This is a genomic window from Streptomyces sp. NBC_00358, assembly GCF_036099295.1.
In the GTDB taxonomy this organism is placed as follows: domain Bacteria; phylum Actinomycetota; class Actinomycetes; order Streptomycetales; family Streptomycetaceae; genus Streptomyces.
The window spans coordinates 5,641,555-5,659,820 of sequence record NZ_CP107976.1 but is presented as its reverse complement, the minus strand read 5'-3'; the positions used below and the strand labels follow the sequence as shown (position 1 = coordinate 5,659,820).

Annotated in this window: 11 protein-coding genes and 3 rRNA genes; 6 read left to right on the top strand and 8 right to left on the bottom strand. The window is 66.9% G+C overall.

Annotation, left to right across the window (positions count from 1 at the left end):
* Window position 1: 1 nt before the first annotated feature.
* Window positions 2–691: a two-component system response regulator MtrA gene (mtrA, locus tag OHT01_RS24135; RefSeq protein ID WP_192582811.1), complete on the bottom strand. Its 690-nt coding sequence runs from the start codon at window positions 689–691 to the stop codon at window positions 2–4.
* Window positions 692–699: 8 nt separating this feature from the next.
* Window positions 700–1,845, bottom strand: a complete 1,146-nt coding sequence (mtnA, locus tag OHT01_RS24130; RefSeq protein ID WP_328555199.1) for an S-methyl-5-thioribose-1-phosphate isomerase — start codon at window positions 1,843–1,845, stop codon at window positions 700–702.
* 141 nt (window positions 1,846–1,986) lie between these two features.
* Between mtnA and OHT01_RS24125 the strand changes: the two genes are divergently transcribed.
* The 5 genes from OHT01_RS24125 to OHT01_RS24105 are packed head-to-tail and all read left to right on the top strand — an operon-like array spanning window position 1,987 to window position 7,561.
* A complete protein-coding gene (locus tag OHT01_RS24125; RefSeq protein WP_328555198.1) occupies window positions 1,987–3,291 on the top strand; it encodes a glycerophosphoryl diester phosphodiesterase membrane domain-containing protein in 1,305 nt (434 codons plus the stop codon).
* Window positions 3,292–3,295: 4 nt separating this feature from the next.
* Window positions 3,296–4,054, top strand: a complete 759-nt coding sequence (locus OHT01_RS24120; protein WP_443043430.1) for a DUF4129 domain-containing protein — start codon at window positions 3,296–3,298, stop codon at window positions 4,052–4,054.
* The gene (locus tag OHT01_RS24115) at window positions 4,051–5,253 is read left to right on the top strand and encodes a DUF4350 domain-containing protein (RefSeq protein ID WP_328555196.1); all 1,203 of its coding nucleotides are present in this window, start codon (window positions 4,051–4,053) and stop codon (window positions 5,251–5,253) included. The genes OHT01_RS24120 and OHT01_RS24115 overlap by 4 nt, the downstream gene beginning before the upstream one ends.
* Window positions 5,253–6,251, top strand: a complete 999-nt coding sequence (locus OHT01_RS24110) for an AAA family ATPase (protein ID WP_328558242.1) — start codon at window positions 5,253–5,255, stop codon at window positions 6,249–6,251. Before OHT01_RS24115 ends, OHT01_RS24110 begins: the two co-directional genes overlap by 1 nt.
* Complete coding sequence (locus OHT01_RS24105; protein ID WP_328555195.1) at window positions 6,251–7,561, top strand: DUF58 domain-containing protein; 1,311 nt, start codon at window positions 6,251–6,253, stop codon at window positions 7,559–7,561. Before OHT01_RS24110 ends, OHT01_RS24105 begins: the two co-directional genes overlap by 1 nt.
* A 154-nt stretch (window positions 7,562–7,715) precedes the next feature.
* Here OHT01_RS24105 and rrf read toward each other — a convergent pair.
* The 4 genes from rrf to OHT01_RS24085 form a co-directional block, all read right to left on the bottom strand.
* Window positions 7,716–7,832 (bottom strand): 5S ribosomal RNA (rrf, locus tag OHT01_RS24100).
* Between the two features lie 86 nt (window positions 7,833–7,918).
* Window positions 7,919–11,041 (bottom strand): 23S ribosomal RNA (locus OHT01_RS24095).
* Between the two features lie 310 nt (window positions 11,042–11,351).
* Window positions 11,352–12,877 (bottom strand): 16S ribosomal RNA (locus OHT01_RS24090).
* Together the 16S, 23S and 5S rRNA genes form the textbook arrangement of a ribosomal RNA operon.
* Before the next feature lie 673 nt (window positions 12,878–13,550).
* A complete protein-coding gene (locus OHT01_RS24085) occupies window positions 13,551–14,558 on the bottom strand; it encodes a stage II sporulation protein M (protein ID WP_328555194.1) in 1,008 nt (335 codons plus the stop codon).
* Between the two features lie 130 nt (window positions 14,559–14,688).
* On the opposite strand from OHT01_RS24085, the gene OHT01_RS24080 reads away from it, so the two are divergent.
* Window positions 14,689–15,627 (top strand): RDD family protein, encoded by a 939-nt coding sequence (locus OHT01_RS24080; protein ID WP_328555193.1) that lies wholly within the window; start codon window positions 14,689–14,691, stop codon window positions 15,625–15,627.
* Window positions 15,628–15,683: 56 nt separating this feature from the next.
* On the opposite strand, the gene OHT01_RS24075 is transcribed toward OHT01_RS24080, so the two are convergent.
* Complete coding sequence (locus tag OHT01_RS24075) at window positions 15,684–16,340, bottom strand: hypothetical protein (RefSeq protein WP_328555192.1); 657 nt, start codon at window positions 16,338–16,340, stop codon at window positions 15,684–15,686.
* A 100-nt stretch (window positions 16,341–16,440) separates the two neighbouring features.
* Window positions 16,441–17,898, bottom strand: coding sequence for an adenosylhomocysteinase (gene ahcY / locus OHT01_RS24070; protein WP_328555191.1), 1,458 nt, complete (start codon window positions 17,896–17,898; stop codon window positions 16,441–16,443).
* Window positions 17,899–18,266 lie beyond the last annotated feature (368 nt).

Sequence of the window (18,266 nt, the reverse complement as noted above, 5' to 3'; positions counted from 1 at the left end):
GTCAGCTCGGCCCTGCCTTGTAACCGACACCTCGGACGGTCACCACGATCTCCGGGCGCTCCGGGTCCTTCTCGACCTTGGAGCGCAGCCGCTGGACGTGCACGTTGACCAGACGGGTGTCCGCCGCGTGCCGGTAGCCCCACACCTGCTCCAGGAGTACCTCACGCGTGAACACCTGCCACGGCTTGCGCGCCAGAGCGACCAGCAGGTCGAACTCCAGCGGCGTCAGCGCGATCGACATGCCTTCCCGTTTCACAGAGTGACCGGCGACGTCGATGACGAGATCGCCGATCGACAGCTGTTCGGGTGCCGGTTCCTCCGAGCGGCGCAGCCGCGCCCTGATCCGCGCCACCAGCTCTTTTGGCTTGAACGGCTTCACGATGTAGTCGTCGGCGCCCGATTCGAGGCCGACCACGACATCGACGGTGTCGCTCTTCGCCGTGAGCATCACGATCGGCACCCCGGACTCCGCCCTGATCAGGCGGCATACCTCGATGCCGTCCCGTCCGGGCAGCATCAGGTCCAGGAGTACCAGGTCGGGCTTGGCATCGCGGAAAGCGGCCAGCGCCTTGTCGCCGTCAGCTACGAAAGACGGCTCAAAACCTTCACCACGCAACACAATGCCGAGCATCTCGGCCAGTGCGGTGTCGTCATCGACGACAAGGACTCGTCCCTTCATAAACGACATCATCCCATTAACTAAATCGTTACCTGGCGTGACAAGTCACACAGCTCGGCGAGAGCCTCAGCCGTCACGGGCGAAACAACGCCCTCTTCGGTGACGATCGCCGTGATCAACTCCGGCGGCGTCACGTCGAACGCCGGGTTGTACGCCTGGGTCCCCAGGGGTGCCACAGGTATACCTCCTCCCGGCTCCACCCCCGCCACCGGCACCTGCGGAGCTGTGATCTCCGTCACTTCATGACCGGCGCGCTGCTCGACCTCGATGGATGTCCCGTCGGGCGTGTCCGGATCGATCGTCGTCACCGGCGCCACCACGATGAACGGCACATGGTGGTATCTGGCCAGCACCGCGAGCGGATAGCTCCCCACCTTGTTCGCCACCGAACCGTCGGCCGCGATGCGGTCCGCCCCGATCAGCACCGCGTCCACCTCGCCCGCCGCGAACAGCGAGCCCGCCGCGCTGTCCGTGAGCAAGGTGTACGCCATTCCGTTGCGGGCCGCCTCGTACGCCGTCAGGCGGGCACCCTGCAGCAGCGGCCGCGTCTCGTCCACCCACAGCCGCCGAAGCTGCCCCGCCCGGTGTGCCGCGAGCGCCACGGCGAACGCCGTCCCCTCCCCGCCGGAGACCAGCGCCCCCGTGTTGCAGTGCGTGAGCACCCGGTGTCCGCCGCCCGGCAGCAGCTCGCCGAGCAGCGCCAGCCCGTGCCGGGCCATGCGGGAGCTGGCCTCGGCGTCCTCCCGGTGCAGCGCCCGCGCCGCGGCGAGCGCCGCCGCGGCGGCCGCCTCCCCGTCGCCGCCCGCGGAGAGCACCGCCCGGTGGGCCGCCAGCGCCCTGCGCACACCGACCGCGAGGTTCACGGCGGTCGGCCGGGCACCGGTCAGGGCCTCGGCGGCCTCGTCCACGTCGAAGCCGCGTACTGCGGCGAGCGCGACGCCGTACGCACCGGCGATCCCGAGCAGCGGCGCCCCGCGCACGGCGAGCGTGCGGATCGCCTCCACCAGGGCCGGCGCGTCGGTGCACACCAGCTCGACCTCCTCGGCCGGAAGCCGCGTCTGGTCGAGAAGGACCAGCACAGGACCTTCGGGCGGCTCGTTCCAGCGGATCGCGGGTATCTCCGTCGGCCCGCTGTCCTCGCGGGATTGCGCGTAGTGATCGGCCATCCGCCCAGTCTGCCCCGTACCCGGCGGACAATTGAAGGTGTGCAGCCCATACGGGGGCCGGTCCCCCGCGGGGCACGCCGTGACACGATGGCTGCCAACCTGCCGCCGCGACCGCGGGACGGGCACCGTGAAGGAGCGACGATGAACGACACTCCGGGCTGGGCGTCGCCCGGATCCGCCCCCTCCGGCGAAGAGAAGCCGGACTCGTCCGGCACCCCGCAGCCGGCGGACCAAGGCGGAGCGAACCAACCCGAGCAGCCCTCGAAGTGGTCCAAGGCGCAGCCCCCGCCAGGCCAGTGGTCCGCGCCCGGCACACCGGGCCCCGGCCAGGCCCCGCCGCCCGCTCCGCCCGCTCCGGGCTGGGGCGGTCAGCGTCCTGGCGGCCAGGGCGGTGGGCAGAGCGGATGGGGAGGCCCCGGGTACGGGGGTTCCCCCGGCTGGGGCGGCACCTGGGGCGGGCCGCCGCGCGCCGCCAAGCCCGGCGTGATCCCGCTGCGCCCGCTCGGTGTCGGCGAGATCCTCGACGGCGCCGTCTCGACGATGCGGACCTACTGGCGCACGGTCCTCGGCATCTCGCTGACCGTCGCGGTCGTCACGCAGCTCGCCGTGATCCTGCTCCAGGGGTTCGTCCTGGACAACAACGCCGACACCGAGGCCCTCAAAGACCCGAGCGCCACCGTCGGCGAGCTGAGCCGGGCCCTGGGCAGCACACTGCTCAGCTCCGGTCTCGTCCTGCTCATCACCCTGCTCGCCACCATCGTCGCGACGGCCCTGCTCACGTCGGTGACCAGCCGTGCCGTGCTCGGCAAGCCGGTGACCACGAGCGAGGCCTGGCGGGACGCCCGTCCCCAGCTCCCCAAGCTCCTCGGCCTGACCCTGCTGCTGCCGCTCATCGCCGTCCTGATCATCGGCGTCGGCACACTGCCCGGTCTGCTCGTGGTGGTGACCGGCTCCGGGGACGCCGGTGCCGCGCTCGCCGCCCTCGGCGGCCTGGCAGGGGGCATCGTCGCCCTGTGGCTGATGATCCGCTTCTCGCTCGCCTCTCCCGCCCTGATGCTGGAGAAGCAGAGCGTCACGAAGTCGATGAGCCGCTCGTCGAAACTCGTACGCGGCTCCTGGTGGCGGGTCTTCGGCATCCAGTTGATCGCCACGATCATCGCCAACATCCTGGCGTCGCTGATCCTGATCCCCTTCGCCGTCATCGCCGCGGCCCTGAGCGGCGACGGCTTCGCCGGCTTCCTCGACAGCACCGGCGGCGACGTCGGCTGGACCTTCCTCATCGTCAGCGGTATCGGTTCGGTGATCGGATCCATGCTCACCTTCCCGATCACCGCGGGCGTCACCGTGCTCCTGTACATCGACCAGCGGATCCGCCGCGAGGCCCTCGACCTCGACCTGGCCCGCGCCGCCGGCCTCCAGGACTACGGCACCACACCGGGGAGCTGATGCGGTGAACGGGGCGGGGGGAGTTCTCACAGCGTTGCTCACGGGTCCGCGCACCGGCGCGACAGCCGTCCTCGCGCTGTCGCGCGGCGACGGACCTCCGGTGACGACGCCGCGCGGCCCGGCGCGGGAGGCGGCCCGACGCGAACTGTCCAAGCGGATGTACCACGAGAACGACCCCGGCCTCCTCCAGCGTGCCCTCAACGCCTTCTGGGACTGGGTCCACCGGCTCTTCGGCGCAGCCTCCACCGCGACACCCGGCGGGACGCTCGGGCTCGTCGTCATCGTCCTCGCGGTCGTCGCGGTCCTGGCCGCCCTGTGGTGGCGCCTGGGCACTCCCCACCGCACCCCCGCCCCGTCGGCCCCCGTCTTCGACAACCGGCCCAGGACCGCCGCCGAACACCGGGCCGCCGCCGAGGGCCATGCCGCCCAGGGCCATTGGAACCAGGCGGTCCAGGAGCGGATGCGCGCCATCGTGCGCTCGCTGGAAGAACGCGCCCTGCTCGAACCGCGCCCCGGCCGCACGGCCGACGAGGCGGCAGCGGAGGCGAGCCGCACCCTGCCCGCCCACACGGACCGACTGCGCGCCGCGGCACGGGACTTCGACGACATCACGTACGGCGGCCGGGCCGGCGACCCGCGCGGATACCAGCGACTCACCGAGCTCGACCGCGACGTGGAGCGCACCAGGCCCGTGCTCACGGACAGCACCCACAGCACGGACCGGAGCACGACCAGCGACAGCCGCCAGGGGGCCGCCTCATGACCGAGGCCGCCCTCGCGTCCGCCCCCGCCTCCACCTCCACTTCGCCCACCGCCCGCCGGCTGTGGACCCGCTCGCGCGGAATCGTCCTCGCGTTCGTCGTCCTGCTGGCGGCCGCCCTCGTGATAGCCGCGGTCCGCTCGGACGCCCGCCACGGCCTCCTCGACCCACGCTCCGCCGACCCCTCCGGCAGTCGAGCCGTCGCCGAACTCCTCGCAGAGCAGGGGGTCTCCACGCGTGTGGTCACCACCCTCGACAGGGCCCGCGCCTCGGCAGGATCCGACACCACCCTGCTGATCGCCGCCCCCGACCTGCTGACCGAGCGTCAGCAGACGCTCCTGCGCACGGCGACGGAACGATCCGACGGCCGTACGGTCCTGATCTCCCCCGGACCGCCCTCCGTCGGCACCCTCGTCCCAGGAGTCACCGCCGACCCCGCGGTCAGCTTCGATTCGACGCTCTCCCCAGACTGCGCCCTTCCCGCCGCCCGGCGAGCGGGCAGCGCGGACACGGGCGGCATCCGCTACACCACCGGCGACCCGGGCACCGACGCCTGCTACCCCAGCGAGGGCCTGCCCACGCTCCTGCGCGTACCGGCACCCTCCGGGGGCGGCGACACCGTCGTGCTCGGCGCCCCCGACATCCTCTACAACGACCACCTCGACGAGCAGGGCAACGCCTCGCTCGCTCTCCAACTCCTCGGCTCCCGCGCCCATCTGGTCTGGTATCTCCCCTCGCTCTCCGACGACTCGGCCACCGACACGGGCACCCAGAGCTTCCTCGACCTGCTCCCCTCCGGCTGGCTCTGGGGCACACTGCAGCTCTTCATCGCGGCGGTCCTGGCCGCGCTCTGGCGGGCACGCCGCATGGGCCCCCTCGTACCCGAACGGCTTCCCGTCGCGATCCGCGCCTCCGAGACCACCGAAGGCCGCGCCCGGCTCTACCGCAAGGTCAACGCCCGCGACCGCGCTGCCGCCGCTCTGCGCTCCACCACCCGCACGCGCCTCGCCCCCCTCGTCGGTGTGTCCCCGGCCCAGGCGCACGCGCCCGAAGCCCTGCTCCCCGCCCTGTCAGCCCGCCTCGACGGCGACGGGCAGGCCCTGCTCCCGCTCCTGTTCGGGCCGCCACCCCGCGACGACGCGGCCCTCGTCTCCCTCTCCGACCAACTCGACGCCCTCGAAAGAGAGGTACGCATTTCATGATGGACCCGACCACTGACAACGCCGGATACGCCGGGTACTCCGGGGCTGCGGACACCGCCCGCTCCTCCCTGGAAGCCCTGCGCACCGAGATCGCCAAAGCCGTGGTCGGCCAGGACCCCGCTGTGACCGGCCTCGTCGTCGCCCTCCTGTGCCGCGGACACGTTCTCCTCGAAGGAGTCCCCGGGGTGGCCAAAACGTTGCTCGTCCGCGCGCTCGCGTCCGCACTGGAACTCGACACCAAGCGTGTCCAGTTCACCCCCGACCTCATGCCGAGCGACATCACCGGCTCGCTCGTCTACGACGCCCGCACGGCCGAGTTCTCCTTCCAGCCCGGCCCGGTCTTCACCAACCTCCTGCTCGCCGACGAGATCAACCGCACGCCGCCCAAGACCCAGGCGTCGCTGCTGGAGGCGATGGAGGAGCGCCAGGTCACCGTCGACGGCACGCCCCGGCCGCTCCCCGAGCCCTTCCTGGTCGCCGCGACCCAGAACCCGGTCGAGTACGAGGGAACGTATCCGCTCCCCGAGGCCCAACTGGACCGCTTCCTACTCAAACTGACGATCCCTCTGCCCTCCCGCCAGGACGAGATCGACGTACTCACGCGCCATGCCGACGGCTTCAACCCGCGCGACCTGCGCGCGGCCGGCCTGCGACCCGTGGCCGGCCCCGCCGATCTCGAAGCCGCCCGCACCGCGGTCGCCAAGACAGCGGTCTCCCCAGAGATCACCGGGTACGTCGTCGACCTCTGCCGCGCCACCCGCGAATCGCCTTCGCTCACCCTCGGCGTCTCCCCCCGCGGCGCGACCGCCCTGCTCGCCACGGCCCGTGCCTGGGCCTGGCTGACCGGCCGCGACTACGTCATCCCCGACGACGTCAAAGCCCTGGCCCTGCCCACGCTCCGCCACCGCGTCCAACTCCGCCCCGAGGCCGAGATGGAGGGCGTCACGGCCGACTCGGTCATCAACGCGATCCTCGCCCACGTCCCCGTCCCCCGCTGATGGCACTCACCGGACGCGCCGCTCTCCTCGCGGCCCTCGGCGCGCTCCCCGTCGGCATCTGGGGCCCGAGCTGGACCGGCATCCTCGCCGTGAACGCCCCCCTGGCCCTGGCCTGTGCCTGCGACGCCGTCCTCGCGGCCCCCGTGCGACGCCTCGGCCTGACCCGTGCCGGCGACACCTCGGTACGCCTCGGCGAGTCCGCCGACGTCACCCTCACCGTCACCAACCCCTCCGGCCGCCTCCTGCGCGCACACCTCCGCGACGCCTGGCCGCCCAGCAGTTGGGAACCCGGCACCGAGGTCGACGCCTCCCGTCACCGCTTGAGCGTCCCCGCCGGGGAACGCCGCCGTCTGACGACGCGTCTGCGCCCCACGCGCCGCGGCGACCGCCGGGCCGACCGCGTCACCATCCGCTCGTTCGGCCCCCTCGGCCTGTTCTCCCGTCAGGGCAGCCACGAAGTCCCCTGGACCGTACGCGTCCTGCCCCCCTTCACCAGCAGGAAGCATCTGCCTTCCAAACTGGCCCGGCTCCGCGAACTCGACGGCCGCACCAGCGTGCTGACACGCGGTGAGGGCACGGAGTTCGACAGCCTGCGCGAGTACGTCCCCGGCGACGACACCCGTTCCATCGACTGGCGCGCGACAGCCCGCAGGTCGACGGTCGCCGTACGCACCTGGCGTCCCGAGCGCGACCGTCACATCCTTCTGGTCCTCGACACGGGCCGCACCTCCGCGGGCCGTGTCGGAGACACCCCCCGCCTCGACGCCTCCCTGGACGCGGCTCTGCTCCTCGCTGCCCTGGCCTCCCGCGCGGGCGACCGCGTGGACCTCCTGGCCTACGACCGCCGGGTGCGGGCCCTCGTCCAGGGCCGCGCGGCAGGCGATGTCCTTCCGTCCCTGGTCAACGCGATGGCCGACCTGGAGCCCGAGCTCGTCGAGACGGACGCCCGCGGTCTGGCCGCCACGGCCCTGCGTACGGCCCCGCGGCGATCCTTGATCGTGCTCCTGACCAGCCTCGACGCGGCCCCCGTGGACGAGGGTCTGCTCCCCGTACTCTCCGGCCTCACTCAGCGCCATACGGTCCTGCTGGCATCGGTCGCGGACCCGCACATCGCCCGGATGGCGAAGGCCCGCGGAGACATCGACTCGGTTTACGAGGCAGCGGCCGCGGCTCAGGCCGAGGCTGGGCGTCACCGCACGGCAGAGCAGTTGCGCCGGCGCGGAGTCACCGTCGTCGACGCGACCCCGGACGACCTGGCGCCGGCTCTCGCGGACGCCTATCTGGCCTTGAAGGCCGCAGGCCGCTTGTAGAAGAAGGGGGAAGAACCCGGGGAGCATGAATTGACTCGCCCCCTGGGCGAGTTCGGGTGAAAGGCCTGAGGACATTACCTCTGTCCGCCCTGACCCCTAAACGCAGAAAACCCCCGTGACCGGTTTCCCGGTACGGGGGTTTTCTTCAAAATTTGTTCGGCGGCGTCCTACTCTCCCACAGGGTCCCCCCTGCAGTACCATCGGCGCTGTGAGGCTTAGCTTCCGGGTTCGGAATGTAACCGGGCGTTTCCCTCACGCTATGACCACCGAAACACTATGAAACTGTCAACCGGAGCCGTGGCATAGCTACGACGGTTGTTCGTGGTTTCAGAACCAACACAGTGGACGCGAGCAACTGAGGACAAGCCCTCGGCCTATTAGTACCAGTCACCTCCAGCGGTTGCCCGCCTTCCAGATCTGGCCTATCAACCCAGTCGTCTACTGGGAGCCTTAACCCCTCAAAGGGGGTGGGAATACTCATCTCGAAGCAGGCTTCCCGCTTAGATGCTTTCAGCGGTTATCCCTCCCGAACGTAGCCAACCAGCCATGCCCTTGGCAGGACAACTGGCACACCAGAGGTTCGTCCGTCCCGGTCCTCTCGTACTAGGGACAGCCCTTCTCAATATTCCTACGCGCACAGCGGATAGGGACCGAACTGTCTCACGACGTTCTAAACCCAGCTCGCGTACCGCTTTAATGGGCGAACAGCCCAACCCTTGGGACCGACTCCAGCCCCAGGATGCGACGAGCCGACATCGAGGTGCCAAACCATCCCGTCGATATGGACTCTTGGGGAAGATCAGCCTGTTATCCCCGGGGTACCTTTTATCCGTTGAGCGACGGCGCTTCCACAAGCCACCGCCGGATCACTAGTCCCGACTTTCGTCCCTGCTCGACCCGTCGGTCTCACAGTCAAGCTCCCTTGTGCACTTACACTCAACACCTGATTGCCAACCAGGCTGAGGGAACCTTTGGGCGCCTCCGTTACTCTTTAGGAGGCAACCGCCCCAGTTAAACTACCCATCAGACACTGTCCCTGATCCGGATCACGGACCCAGGTTAGACATCCAGCACGACCAGAGTGGTATTTCAACGGCGACTCCACACGGGCTGGCGCCCGCACTTCACAGTCTCCCACCTATCCTACACAAGCCGAACCGAACACCAATATCAAACTGTAGTAAAGGTCCCGGGGTCTTTCCGTCCTGCTGCGCGAAACGAGCATCTTTACTCGTAGTGCAATTTCACCGGGCCTATGGTTGAGACAGTCGAGAAGTCGTTACGCCATTCGTGCAGGTCGGAACTTACCCGACAAGGAATTTCGCTACCTTAGGATGGTTATAGTTACCACCGCCGTTTACTGGCGCTTAAGTTCTCAGCTTCGCCACCCCGAAGAGTGACTAACCGGTCCCCTTAACGTTCCAGCACCGGGCAGGCGTCAGTCCGTATACATCGCCTTACGGCTTCGCACGGACCTGTGTTTTTAGTAAACAGTCGCTTCTCGCTGGTCTCTGCGGCCACCCCCAGCTCACCGAGTAAATCGGATCACCAGTGATGGCCCCCTTCTCCCGAAGTTACGGGGGCATTTTGCCGAGTTCCTTAACCATAGTTCACCCGAACGCCTCGGTATTCTCTACCTGACCACCTGAGTCGGTTTAGGGTACGGGCCGCCATGAAACTCGCTAGAGGCTTTTCTCGACAGCATAGGATCATCCACTTCACCACAATCGGCTCGGCATCAGGTCTCAGCCTTAATGTGTGACGGATTTGCCTATCACACGGCCTACACCCTTACCCCGGGACAACCACCGCCCGGGATGGACTACCTTCCTGCGTCACCCCATCACTCACCTACTACAGGTCTGGACCGTCGGCTCCACCACTCCCCCTTGCCCGAAGGCTCCGGGGCGGCTTCACGGACTTAGCATCGCCTGGTTCAATGTTTGACGCTTCACAGCGGGTACCGGAATATCAACCGGTTATCCATCGACTACGCCTGTCGGCCTCGCCTTAGGTCCCGACTTACCCTGGGCAGATCAGCTTGACCCAGGAACCCTTAGTCAATCGGCGCACACGTTTCTCACGTGTGTATCGCTACTCATGCCTGCATTCTCACTCGTGAACCGTCCACCACTGCCTTCCGGCGCGGCTTCACCCGGCACACGACGCTCCCCTACCCATCACAGCGGGCGTTGGCCCTATTGCTGCAATGACACGACTTCGGCGGTACGCTTGAGCCCCGCTACATTGTCGGCGCGGAATCACTAGACCAGTGAGCTATTACGCACTCTTTCAAGGGTGGCTGCTTCTAAGCCAACCTCCTGGTTGTCTGTGCGACTCCACATCCTTTCCCACTTAGCGTACGCTTAGGGGCCTTAGTCGATGCTCTGGGCTGTTTCCCTCTCGACCATGGAGCTTATCCCCCACAGTCTCACTGCCGCGCTCTCACTTACCGGCATTCGGAGTTTGGCTAAGGTCAGTAACCCGGTAGGGCCCATCGCCTATCCAGTGCTCTACCTCCGGCAAGAAACACACGACGCTGCACCTAAATGCATTTCGGGGAGAACCAGCTATCACGGAGTTTGATTGGCCTTTCACCCCTAACCACAGGTCATCCCCCAGGTTTTCAACCCTGGTGGGTTCGGTCCTCCACGACCTCTTACAGCCGCTTCAACCTGCCCATGGCTAGATCACTCCGCTTCGGGTCTTGAGCGCGCTACTGAATCGCCCTATTCGGACTCGCTTTCGCTACGGCTTCCCCACACGGGTTAACCTCGCAACGCACCGCAAACTCGCAGGCTCATTCTTCAAAAGGCACGCAGTCACGACGCACTGAGTAAACTCAATGCGCGACGCTCCCACGGCTTGTAGGCACACGGTTTCAGGTACTATTTCACTCCGCTCCCGCGGTACTTTTCACCATTCCCTCACGGTACTATCCGCTATCGGTCACCAGGGAATATTTAGGCTTAGCGGGTGGTCCCGCCAGATTCACACGGGATTTCTCGGGCCCCGTGCTACTTGGGTGTCTCTCAAACGAGCCGTTGATGTTTCGACTACGGGGGTCTTACCCTCTACGCCGGACCTTTCGCATGTCCTTCGCCTACATCAACGGTTTCTGACTCGTCTCACAGCCGGCAGACTGTGAAAGAGAGATCCCACAACCCCTTGCATGCAACCCCTGCCGGGTCTCACACATACAAGGTTTGGCCTCATCCGGTTTCGCTCGCCACTACTCCCGGAATCACGGTTGTTTTCTCTTCCTGCGGGTACTGAGATGTTTCACTTCCCCGCGTTCCCTCCACATACCCTATGTGTTCAGGTATGGGTGACAGCCCATGACGACTGCCGGGTTTCCCCATTCGGAAACCCCCGGATCAAAGCCTGGTTGACGGCTCCCCGGGGACTATCGTGGCCTCCCACGTCCTTCATCGGTTCCTGGTGCCAAGGCATCCACCGTGCGCCCTTAAAAACTTGGCCACAGATGCTCGCGTCCACTGTGCAGTTCTCAAACAACGACCAACCACCCATCACCCTGCCCGGAGGCAAGTTCACTGGGGCCGGCACTGAAGGCAGCCTTCCGGCCGTACCTTCAGACACCCAACAGCGTGCCCGACCCTCTTCCTGCTTCCCTCATTCTTTCCACGCCCCGAAGGACAGTACTGGAAGGAGAAGACAGTCAAGAGTGCCGAATAATCAACGTTCCACCCATGAGCAACCACCGTCGAACGTGTGCCGACGTAATGGCCCTGGACCACCAAGCAAGCTTGGCGGCCTAGATGCTCCTTAGAAAGGAGGTGATCCAGCCGCACCTTCCGGTACGGCTACCTTGTTACGACTTCGTCCCAATCGCCAGTCCCACCTTCGACAGCTCCCTCCCACAAGGGGTTGGGCCACCGGCTTCGGGTGTTACCGACTTTCGTGACGTGACGGGCGGTGTGTACAAGGCCCGGGAACGTATTCACCGCAGCAATGCTGATCTGCGATTACTAGCAACTCCGACTTCATGGGGTCGAGTTGCAGACCCCAATCCGAACTGAGACAGGCTTTTTGAGATTCGCTCCGCCTCGCGGCTTCGCAGCTCTTTGTACCTGCCATTGTAGCACGTGTGCAGCCCAAGACATAAGGGGCATGATGACTTGACGTCGTCCCCACCTTCCTCCGAGTTGACCCCGGCAGTCTCCTGTGAGTCCCCATCACCCCGAAGGGCATGCTGGCAACACAGAACAAGGGTTGCGCTCGTTGCGGGACTTAACCCAACATCTCACGACACGAGCTGACGACAGCCATGCACCACCTGTACACCGACCACAAGGGGGGCACTATCTCTAATGCTTTCCGGTGTATGTCAAGCCTTGGTAAGGTTCTTCGCGTTGCGTCGAATTAAGCCACATGCTCCGCTGCTTGTGCGGGCCCCCGTCAATTCCTTTGAGTTTTAGCCTTGCGGCCGTACTCCCCAGGCGGGGAACTTAATGCGTTAGCTGCGGCACCGACGACGTGGAATGTCGCCAACACCTAGTTCCCACCGTTTACGGCGTGGACTACCAGGGTATCTAATCCTGTTCGCTCCCCACGCTTTCGCTCCTCAGCGTCAGTAATGGCCCAGAGATCCGCCTTCGCCACCGGTGTTCCTCCTGATATCTGCGCATTTCACCGCTACACCAGGAATTCCGATCTCCCCTACCACACTCTAGCTAGCCCGTATCGAATGCAGACCCGGGGTTAAGCCCCGGGCTTTCACACCCGACGTGACAAGCCGCCTACGAGCTCTTTACGCCCAATAATTCCGGACAACGCTTGCGCCCTACGTATTACCGCGGCTGCTGGCACGTAGTTAGCCGGCGCTTCTTCTGCAGGTACCGTCACTTTCGCTTCTTCCCTGCTGAAAGAGGTTTACAACCCGAAGGCCGTCATCCCTCACGCGGCGTCGCTGCATCAGGCTTTCGCCCATTGTGCAATATTCCCCACTGCTGCCTCCCGTAGGAGTCTGGGCCGTGTCTCAGTCCCAGTGTGGCCGGTCGCCCTCTCAGGCCGGCTACCCGTCGTCGCCTTGGTGAGCCACTACCTCACCAACAAGCTGATAGGCCGCGGGCTCATCCTTCACCGCCGGAGCTTTTAACCCCCGCCCATGCAGGCAGGAGTGTTATCCGGTATTAGACCCCGTTTCCAGGGCTTGTCCCAGAGTGAAGGGCAGATTGCCCACGTGTTACTCACCCGTTCGCCACTAATCCCCACCGAAGTGGTTCATCGTTCGACTTGCATGTGTTAAGCACGCCGCCAGCGTTCGTCCTGAGCCAGGATCAAACTCTCCGTGAATGTTTACCGGTAATCCGGTGAAACATCATGAGAGCGGAACCGGAGGGAGGAATAATCCCTTCGGTTCACAGCGTCCTCGCTGATGCGCCTACCGGAACAATGCCCGGCAGGACTTTTTCAAAGGAACCTCGTCCCGACCGATCGGCCGGAGACGGGGTATCAACAAATCTGGCGTTGATTTTTGGCACGCTGTTGAGTTCTCAAGGAACGGACGCTTCCTTTGTACTCACCCTCTCGGGCTTTCCTCCGGGCGCTTCCCTTCGGTCTTGCGTTTCCGACTCTATCAGACCGTTTCCGTATCCGATTTCCTCGGTGCTTTCCAGGTTCCCGCTTCCGCGTTTCCCTTTCCGGCGAGTCCGACTCTATCAGATCCTTTCGGGCCTGATTTCCTCGGTGCTTTCCAGGTAATCCGCTTTCGCGTTTCTCTTTCCAGCGGCTCCGACTTTATCAGAATCTGTGGGCCGGATTGACCGGCAACCATTTCTGAATCATCAGGAGGGGCTTCTTCTGAATCGACGTGTCGATTGCTTTGAGAAGCGAGCAGACTCTAACCGCTGCCACCGGACGTGTCCAGTTCTAGGCAACTGTTCGAATCTACCTCCCCCGTCGACCCGTGTCAATGGGTTCTCTGGGGCAAAGAGGAGACTAGCAGGTCAGCGGGTGTGCACGCACATCAGGCGGCCGTCGGAAGAGTGGCGCTTCGCTCGGATGCTGAGACGTCGCCGGTCTCGCCGGAGCGTGCCGCGCGACCGCCGAGGACATAGACGTACACGAGAAAGGCCAGTTCAGCCGCGATTCCTATGCCGATTCGGGCCCAGGTGGGAAGACCCGACGGGGTGACGAAGCCTTCGATGGCCCCCGAGACGAAGAGGATGAGCGCCAGGCCTATGGCCATGCCCAGCGCGGCGCGGCCCTCTTCGGCGAGGGCTGCGCGACGGGATCGCGGGCCCGGATCGATCACGGTCCAGCCCAGTCGCAGTCCCGTGCCCGCGGCGACGAAGACAGCGGTCAGTTCCAGCAGGCCGTGCGGGAGGACGAGTCCCAGGAAGGTGTCGAGGCGGCCGGCCGATGACATCAGGCCGATGCCGGCACCCAGGTTGAGCATGTTCTCGAAGAGGACCCACAGGACCGGAATGCCCAGGAAGACACCCAGGACCAGGCACATCGCCGCGGCTTCGGCGTTGTTCGTCCACACCTGGGCGGCGAAGGCGGCCGCGGGATGGCTGGAGTAGTAGGTCTCGTACTCGCCACCGGGACGGGTGAGGGTCCGCAGTTCGCTGGGAGCCGCGATGGAGGCCTGCACCTCTGGATGGGTGCCGATCCACCACCCGAGGAGGGCGGCTATCGCGGTGGAGAGGAGCGCCGTGGGCACCCACCAGTGGCGGGAGCGGTAGACCGCTGCCGGGAAACCGTGCGTGAGGAAGCGGGTGACATCGCGCCAGGAGGCCCGGCGGGTGCCGGTCACGGCACTGCGCGCGCGTGCCACGAGTTGACTGAGGCGCCCGGTGAGCTGGGGATCCGGCGCACTGGACTGGATCAGCGAGAGATGGGTGGCGGTTCGCTGGTAGAGGGTGACGAGTTCGTCGGCCTCGGCTCCGGTGAGCCGGCGTCGGCGCCTCAGCAGGGCGTCGAGTCTGTCCCATTCGGCTCGGTGGGCGGAGACGAAGACATCGAGGTCCATCGGTTTGCCTGCTCCTCGGATGCTCGTCGGCTGCTCATCGTGGATGTCAGGTTGTCGTACTGAGGCACGATGTGCCCTCAGCTTGGCAGACTGGCGGTTCTCGGGGCAGGTCAGGGGAAGGACGGCGCACGTGAGTGAGCTAGTGACGGGCGAGGCGGTGGCGCTGGAGCTGCGCCCCGCGAAACTGCCGAGCCGGGCTCTTGCCGTGCTCCTCGACCTGGTCGTGACGCTGGCGGTCTACATCATCGTGACCATCGGTCTGGTCGCCTCGACTGCCGCCTTGGACGACGCGGCGCAGACAGCTCTCTCGATCGCGAGTTTCCTTCTTGTACTGGTCGGCGGCCCCATCGCGGTGGAGACGCTCAGTCACGGCCGGTCTTTGGGGAAGCTGGCGTTCGGGCTGCGGGTGGTCCGGGACGACGGCGGACCGATCCGGTTCCGGCACGCGCTGGTGCGCGGGGCCGTGGGCGTGGTCGAGATTCTGATGACGTTCGGCATCGTCGCGTGTGTCGCCTCGCTGGTGTCGGAGCGCGGGCGGCGGCTCGGCGACGTGTTCGCGGGGACGCTTGTCGTGCGGGAGCGGATTCCGGTGGGGCGTATGCCGTACGTTCCCGCGCCGCCGCCCTGGCTGGCGGGGCGCTTCGCCGAACTCGACCTGTCCGCCGTACCGGACGGGCTGTGGCTGGCCGTCCGCCAGTACCTGACGCGGATGCAGCAGCTGGATCCGCAGGTCGGTGGGGCGATGGCGGAACGGCTCGCCGCGGATCTCGCCGCCCGTACCGGGGCTCCGGCGCCTCAGGGGGTGCCGGCGGGCGCGTATCTGGCGGCGGTGGTGCAGGAGCGGCAGACTCGGGAGGCTCGTCGGGCGTTCGGTGGAGCTCCGGGCGTTTTCCCCGCGGCACCCGGGTTCGGCGGCGGCCCCTACCCGCCGAGCCCCGCCGGGTATCCGGTCGCGGTTCAGGGGCCCGCGTCCCCTCGGCCTGCGCCGCCCCAGGTCGATCCCGTCGGTCCGGCGGAGCAGGCCGGCCTGAGGGAGCGCCCCTCCACCGGTTTCGCGCCGCCCGCGTAACCGCCCCGCCACCGGCTCGGCGCCCTCCCTGACCGGACCGCATCGCTGAGCCGCCGTCAGGCGAACACCGACGGCGGTGATTCGAGGTGCTCCAGTTCGATGCCGGGGGCCGCGAGGACCACGTCTCCCGCGATGTGCACGGCGTGCTGTTCCCCGGTGTCCAGCGCTGTGACCTGGTATTCGTCCACGGTCAGCGGGCCGTTGTCAGTGGCGTGTGTTTCGCTTGCGATCAAGGCCCAGGACTGGTCGAGGGTGCGCGGGGCGAGGACCGGACCGGTGAAGGCGACGAGGCGTACGCGGGTCGCAGGGGCGGCGGCGGAAGGGGTGAGGCGAAGGAGACGGGCGGTGGCGACGAGGAACGCGGGAGAGGTCCCGGTGAAGGCGTGGGCGGGCACGTTGCCTTCGGTGGCCTCGGTGCCGGTGGGGTCGGTGCGGACCCAGGTCACGCCGTCGAGTGCCGCGCCGCGCACCTGCCAGTCCGCCGCGTGCAGTTCGAGGCGGATGGGGCGGCCGAGTTCGTCGAGGGCGAGGTCGACCGAGCCGGTGACGGTTCCCTTTCCCGGCCGGGGAAGGCCGTCGGGCCCGGTGCCGGACGGGGTGGTGAGCTGGGAGACATAGCGCCAGCCGGAGGGGCCGGGCGCGCAGTGGAAGTGTTCGTCGGCGAGGGGGGTGTGATCGTGCGGGTCATGGAGCGAATAACGGCCGCGGGGCATGGGCGTTCAGGTCCTCATCGGGGACAGGCCCCCGCCGGGACGGCGAGGGCCTGCTGACATCCGGACGCCGAGCGGTGGTACCGCTGCTCGGCGGGCGTGCTCAGTAGCGGTAGTGGTCCGACTTGTACGGGCCGTCGACCTCGACACCGATGTACGAGGCCTGCTCGGGGCGGAGCGTCGTCAGCTTCACGCCGAGCGCGTCGAGGTGGAGACGGGCGACCTTCTCGTCGAGGTGCTTGGGAAGCACGTAGACGTCGGTCGGGTACTCCTCGGGCTTCGTGAACAGCTCGATCTGGGCCAGGGTCTGGTCCGCGAACGAGTTGGACATCACGAACGACGGGTGGCCGGTCGCGTTGCCCAGGTTCAGCAGGCGGCCCTCGGACAGCACGATGATGACCTTGCCGTCGGGGAACTTCCAGGTGTGGACCTGGGGCTTGACCTCGTCCTTGACGATGCCGGGGATCTTGGCGAGGCCGGCCATGTCGATCTCGTTGTCGAAGTGACCGATGTTGCCGACGATCGCCTGGTGCTTCATCTTGGCCATGTCCGCGGCCATGATGATGTCCTTGTTGCCCGTCGTGGTGACGAAGATGTCGGCCTTGTCGACGACCTCGTCGAGGGTCGTGACCTGGTAGCCGTCCATCGCCGCCTGCAGGGCGCAGATCGGGTCGATCTCGGTGATGATCACGCGGGCGCCCTGGCCGCGCAGGGACTCCGCGCAGCCCTTGCCCACGTCGCCGTAGCCGCAGACGACGACGGTCTTGCCGCCGATGAGGGTGTCGGTGGCGCGGTTGATGCCGTCGATCAGGGAGTGGCGGCAGCCGTACTTGTTGTCGAACTTCGACTTGGTGACGGCGTCGTTCACGTTGATCGCCGGGAACAGCAGGGTGCCTTCGCGGTACATCTCGTACAGGCGGTGGACGCCGGTCGTGGTCTCCTCGGTCACGCCGCGGATCTCCGAAGCGAGCTGGGTCCACTTCTGCGAGCCGTCCGTGATGGTGCGGTGCAGGAGTTCGAGGACGACGCGGTGCTCGTCGGACTCGGCGGTGTCGACCGAGGGGACCTTGCCGTCCTTCTCGTACTCGACGCCGTTGTGGACGAGCATGGTGGCGTCACCACCGTCGTCCAGGATCATGTTCGGGCCGCCGGTGGGGGTGTTCGGCCAGGTCAGCGCCTGCTCCGTGCACCACCAGTACTCCTCCAGGGTCTCGCCCTTCCAGGCGAAGACCGGGACGCCCTGCGGGTTCTCGGGCGTGCCGTTCGGGCCGACCGCGATGGCGGCGGCGGCGTGGTCCTGGGTGGAGAAGATGTTGCAGGAGGCCCAGCGGACCTCGGCGCCCAGGGCGACCAGGGTCTCGATGAGGACGGCGGTCTGCACCGTCATGTGCAGGGAGCCGGTGACGCGGGCGCCCGCGAGGGGCTGCGCCTCGGCGTACTCCCGGCGGATCGACATCAGGCCGGGCATCTCGTGCTCGGCGAGGGTGATCTCCTTGCGGCCGAAGGCGGCCAGGGAGAGGTCGGCGACCTTGAAGTCCTGTCGGTTGTCGACAGTCGTCATACGAGCTGCTCCTCGGAATCGGGGGCGAGGTGGGTAGGGCTGTTCTGCGCGGCGGCCGGCACGAACGCGTGCCCGGTCAGGGCACGGACGTGCGCGGTCAGGGCACAGCTGTGCCCGGTGCGCGCAGCGCAGTCCGTCGGAGGCCCTCTCTCCCTCGGCCGGTCCGCGGTGGGACCGCCCGACCGCCATCAGCAGCGACGTCTGGCTCGGTCACCAAGCTACACCGGTGGGCCTGTCCCTCCCCAGTCCACCTCGGGTCGGAACGGGGCCGGGAGGCCCCCGCGAGGCCGTTCACGGAACGGGTGGTGCCCGAGTTGCCGGCGTGGGCGGCGGCCCGGACCTGGACGGGAGGGTCGTACGGCCGGAGC

What these genes read in the sequence shown, in the direction of transcription:
- mtrA (WP_192582811.1), bottom strand. Translation starts at nt 691, where the DNA reads ATGATGTCGTTTATGAAGGGACGAGTCCTTGTCGTCGATGACGACACC.
- mtnA (WP_328555199.1), bottom strand. Translation starts at nt 1,845, where the DNA reads ATGGCCGATCACTACGCGCAATCCCGCGAGGACAGCGGGCCGACGGAG.
- OHT01_RS24125 (WP_328555198.1), top strand. Translation starts at nt 1,987, where the DNA reads ATGAACGACACTCCGGGCTGGGCGTCGCCCGGATCCGCCCCCTCCGGC.
- OHT01_RS24115 (WP_328555196.1), top strand. Translation starts at nt 4,051, where the DNA reads ATGACCGAGGCCGCCCTCGCGTCCGCCCCCGCCTCCACCTCCACTTCG.
- OHT01_RS24110 (WP_328558242.1), top strand. Translation starts at nt 5,253, where the DNA reads ATGGACCCGACCACTGACAACGCCGGATACGCCGGGTACTCCGGGGCT.
- OHT01_RS24105 (WP_328555195.1), top strand. Translation starts at nt 6,251, where the DNA reads ATGGCACTCACCGGACGCGCCGCTCTCCTCGCGGCCCTCGGCGCGCTC.
- OHT01_RS24085 (WP_328555194.1), bottom strand. Translation starts at nt 14,558, where the DNA reads ATGGACCTCGATGTCTTCGTCTCCGCCCACCGAGCCGAATGGGACAGA.
- OHT01_RS24075 (WP_328555192.1), bottom strand. Translation starts at nt 16,340, where the DNA reads ATGCCCCGCGGCCGTTATTCGCTCCATGACCCGCACGATCACACCCCC.
- ahcY (WP_328555191.1), bottom strand. Translation starts at nt 17,898, where the DNA reads ATGACGACTGTCGACAACCGACAGGACTTCAAGGTCGCCGACCTCTCC.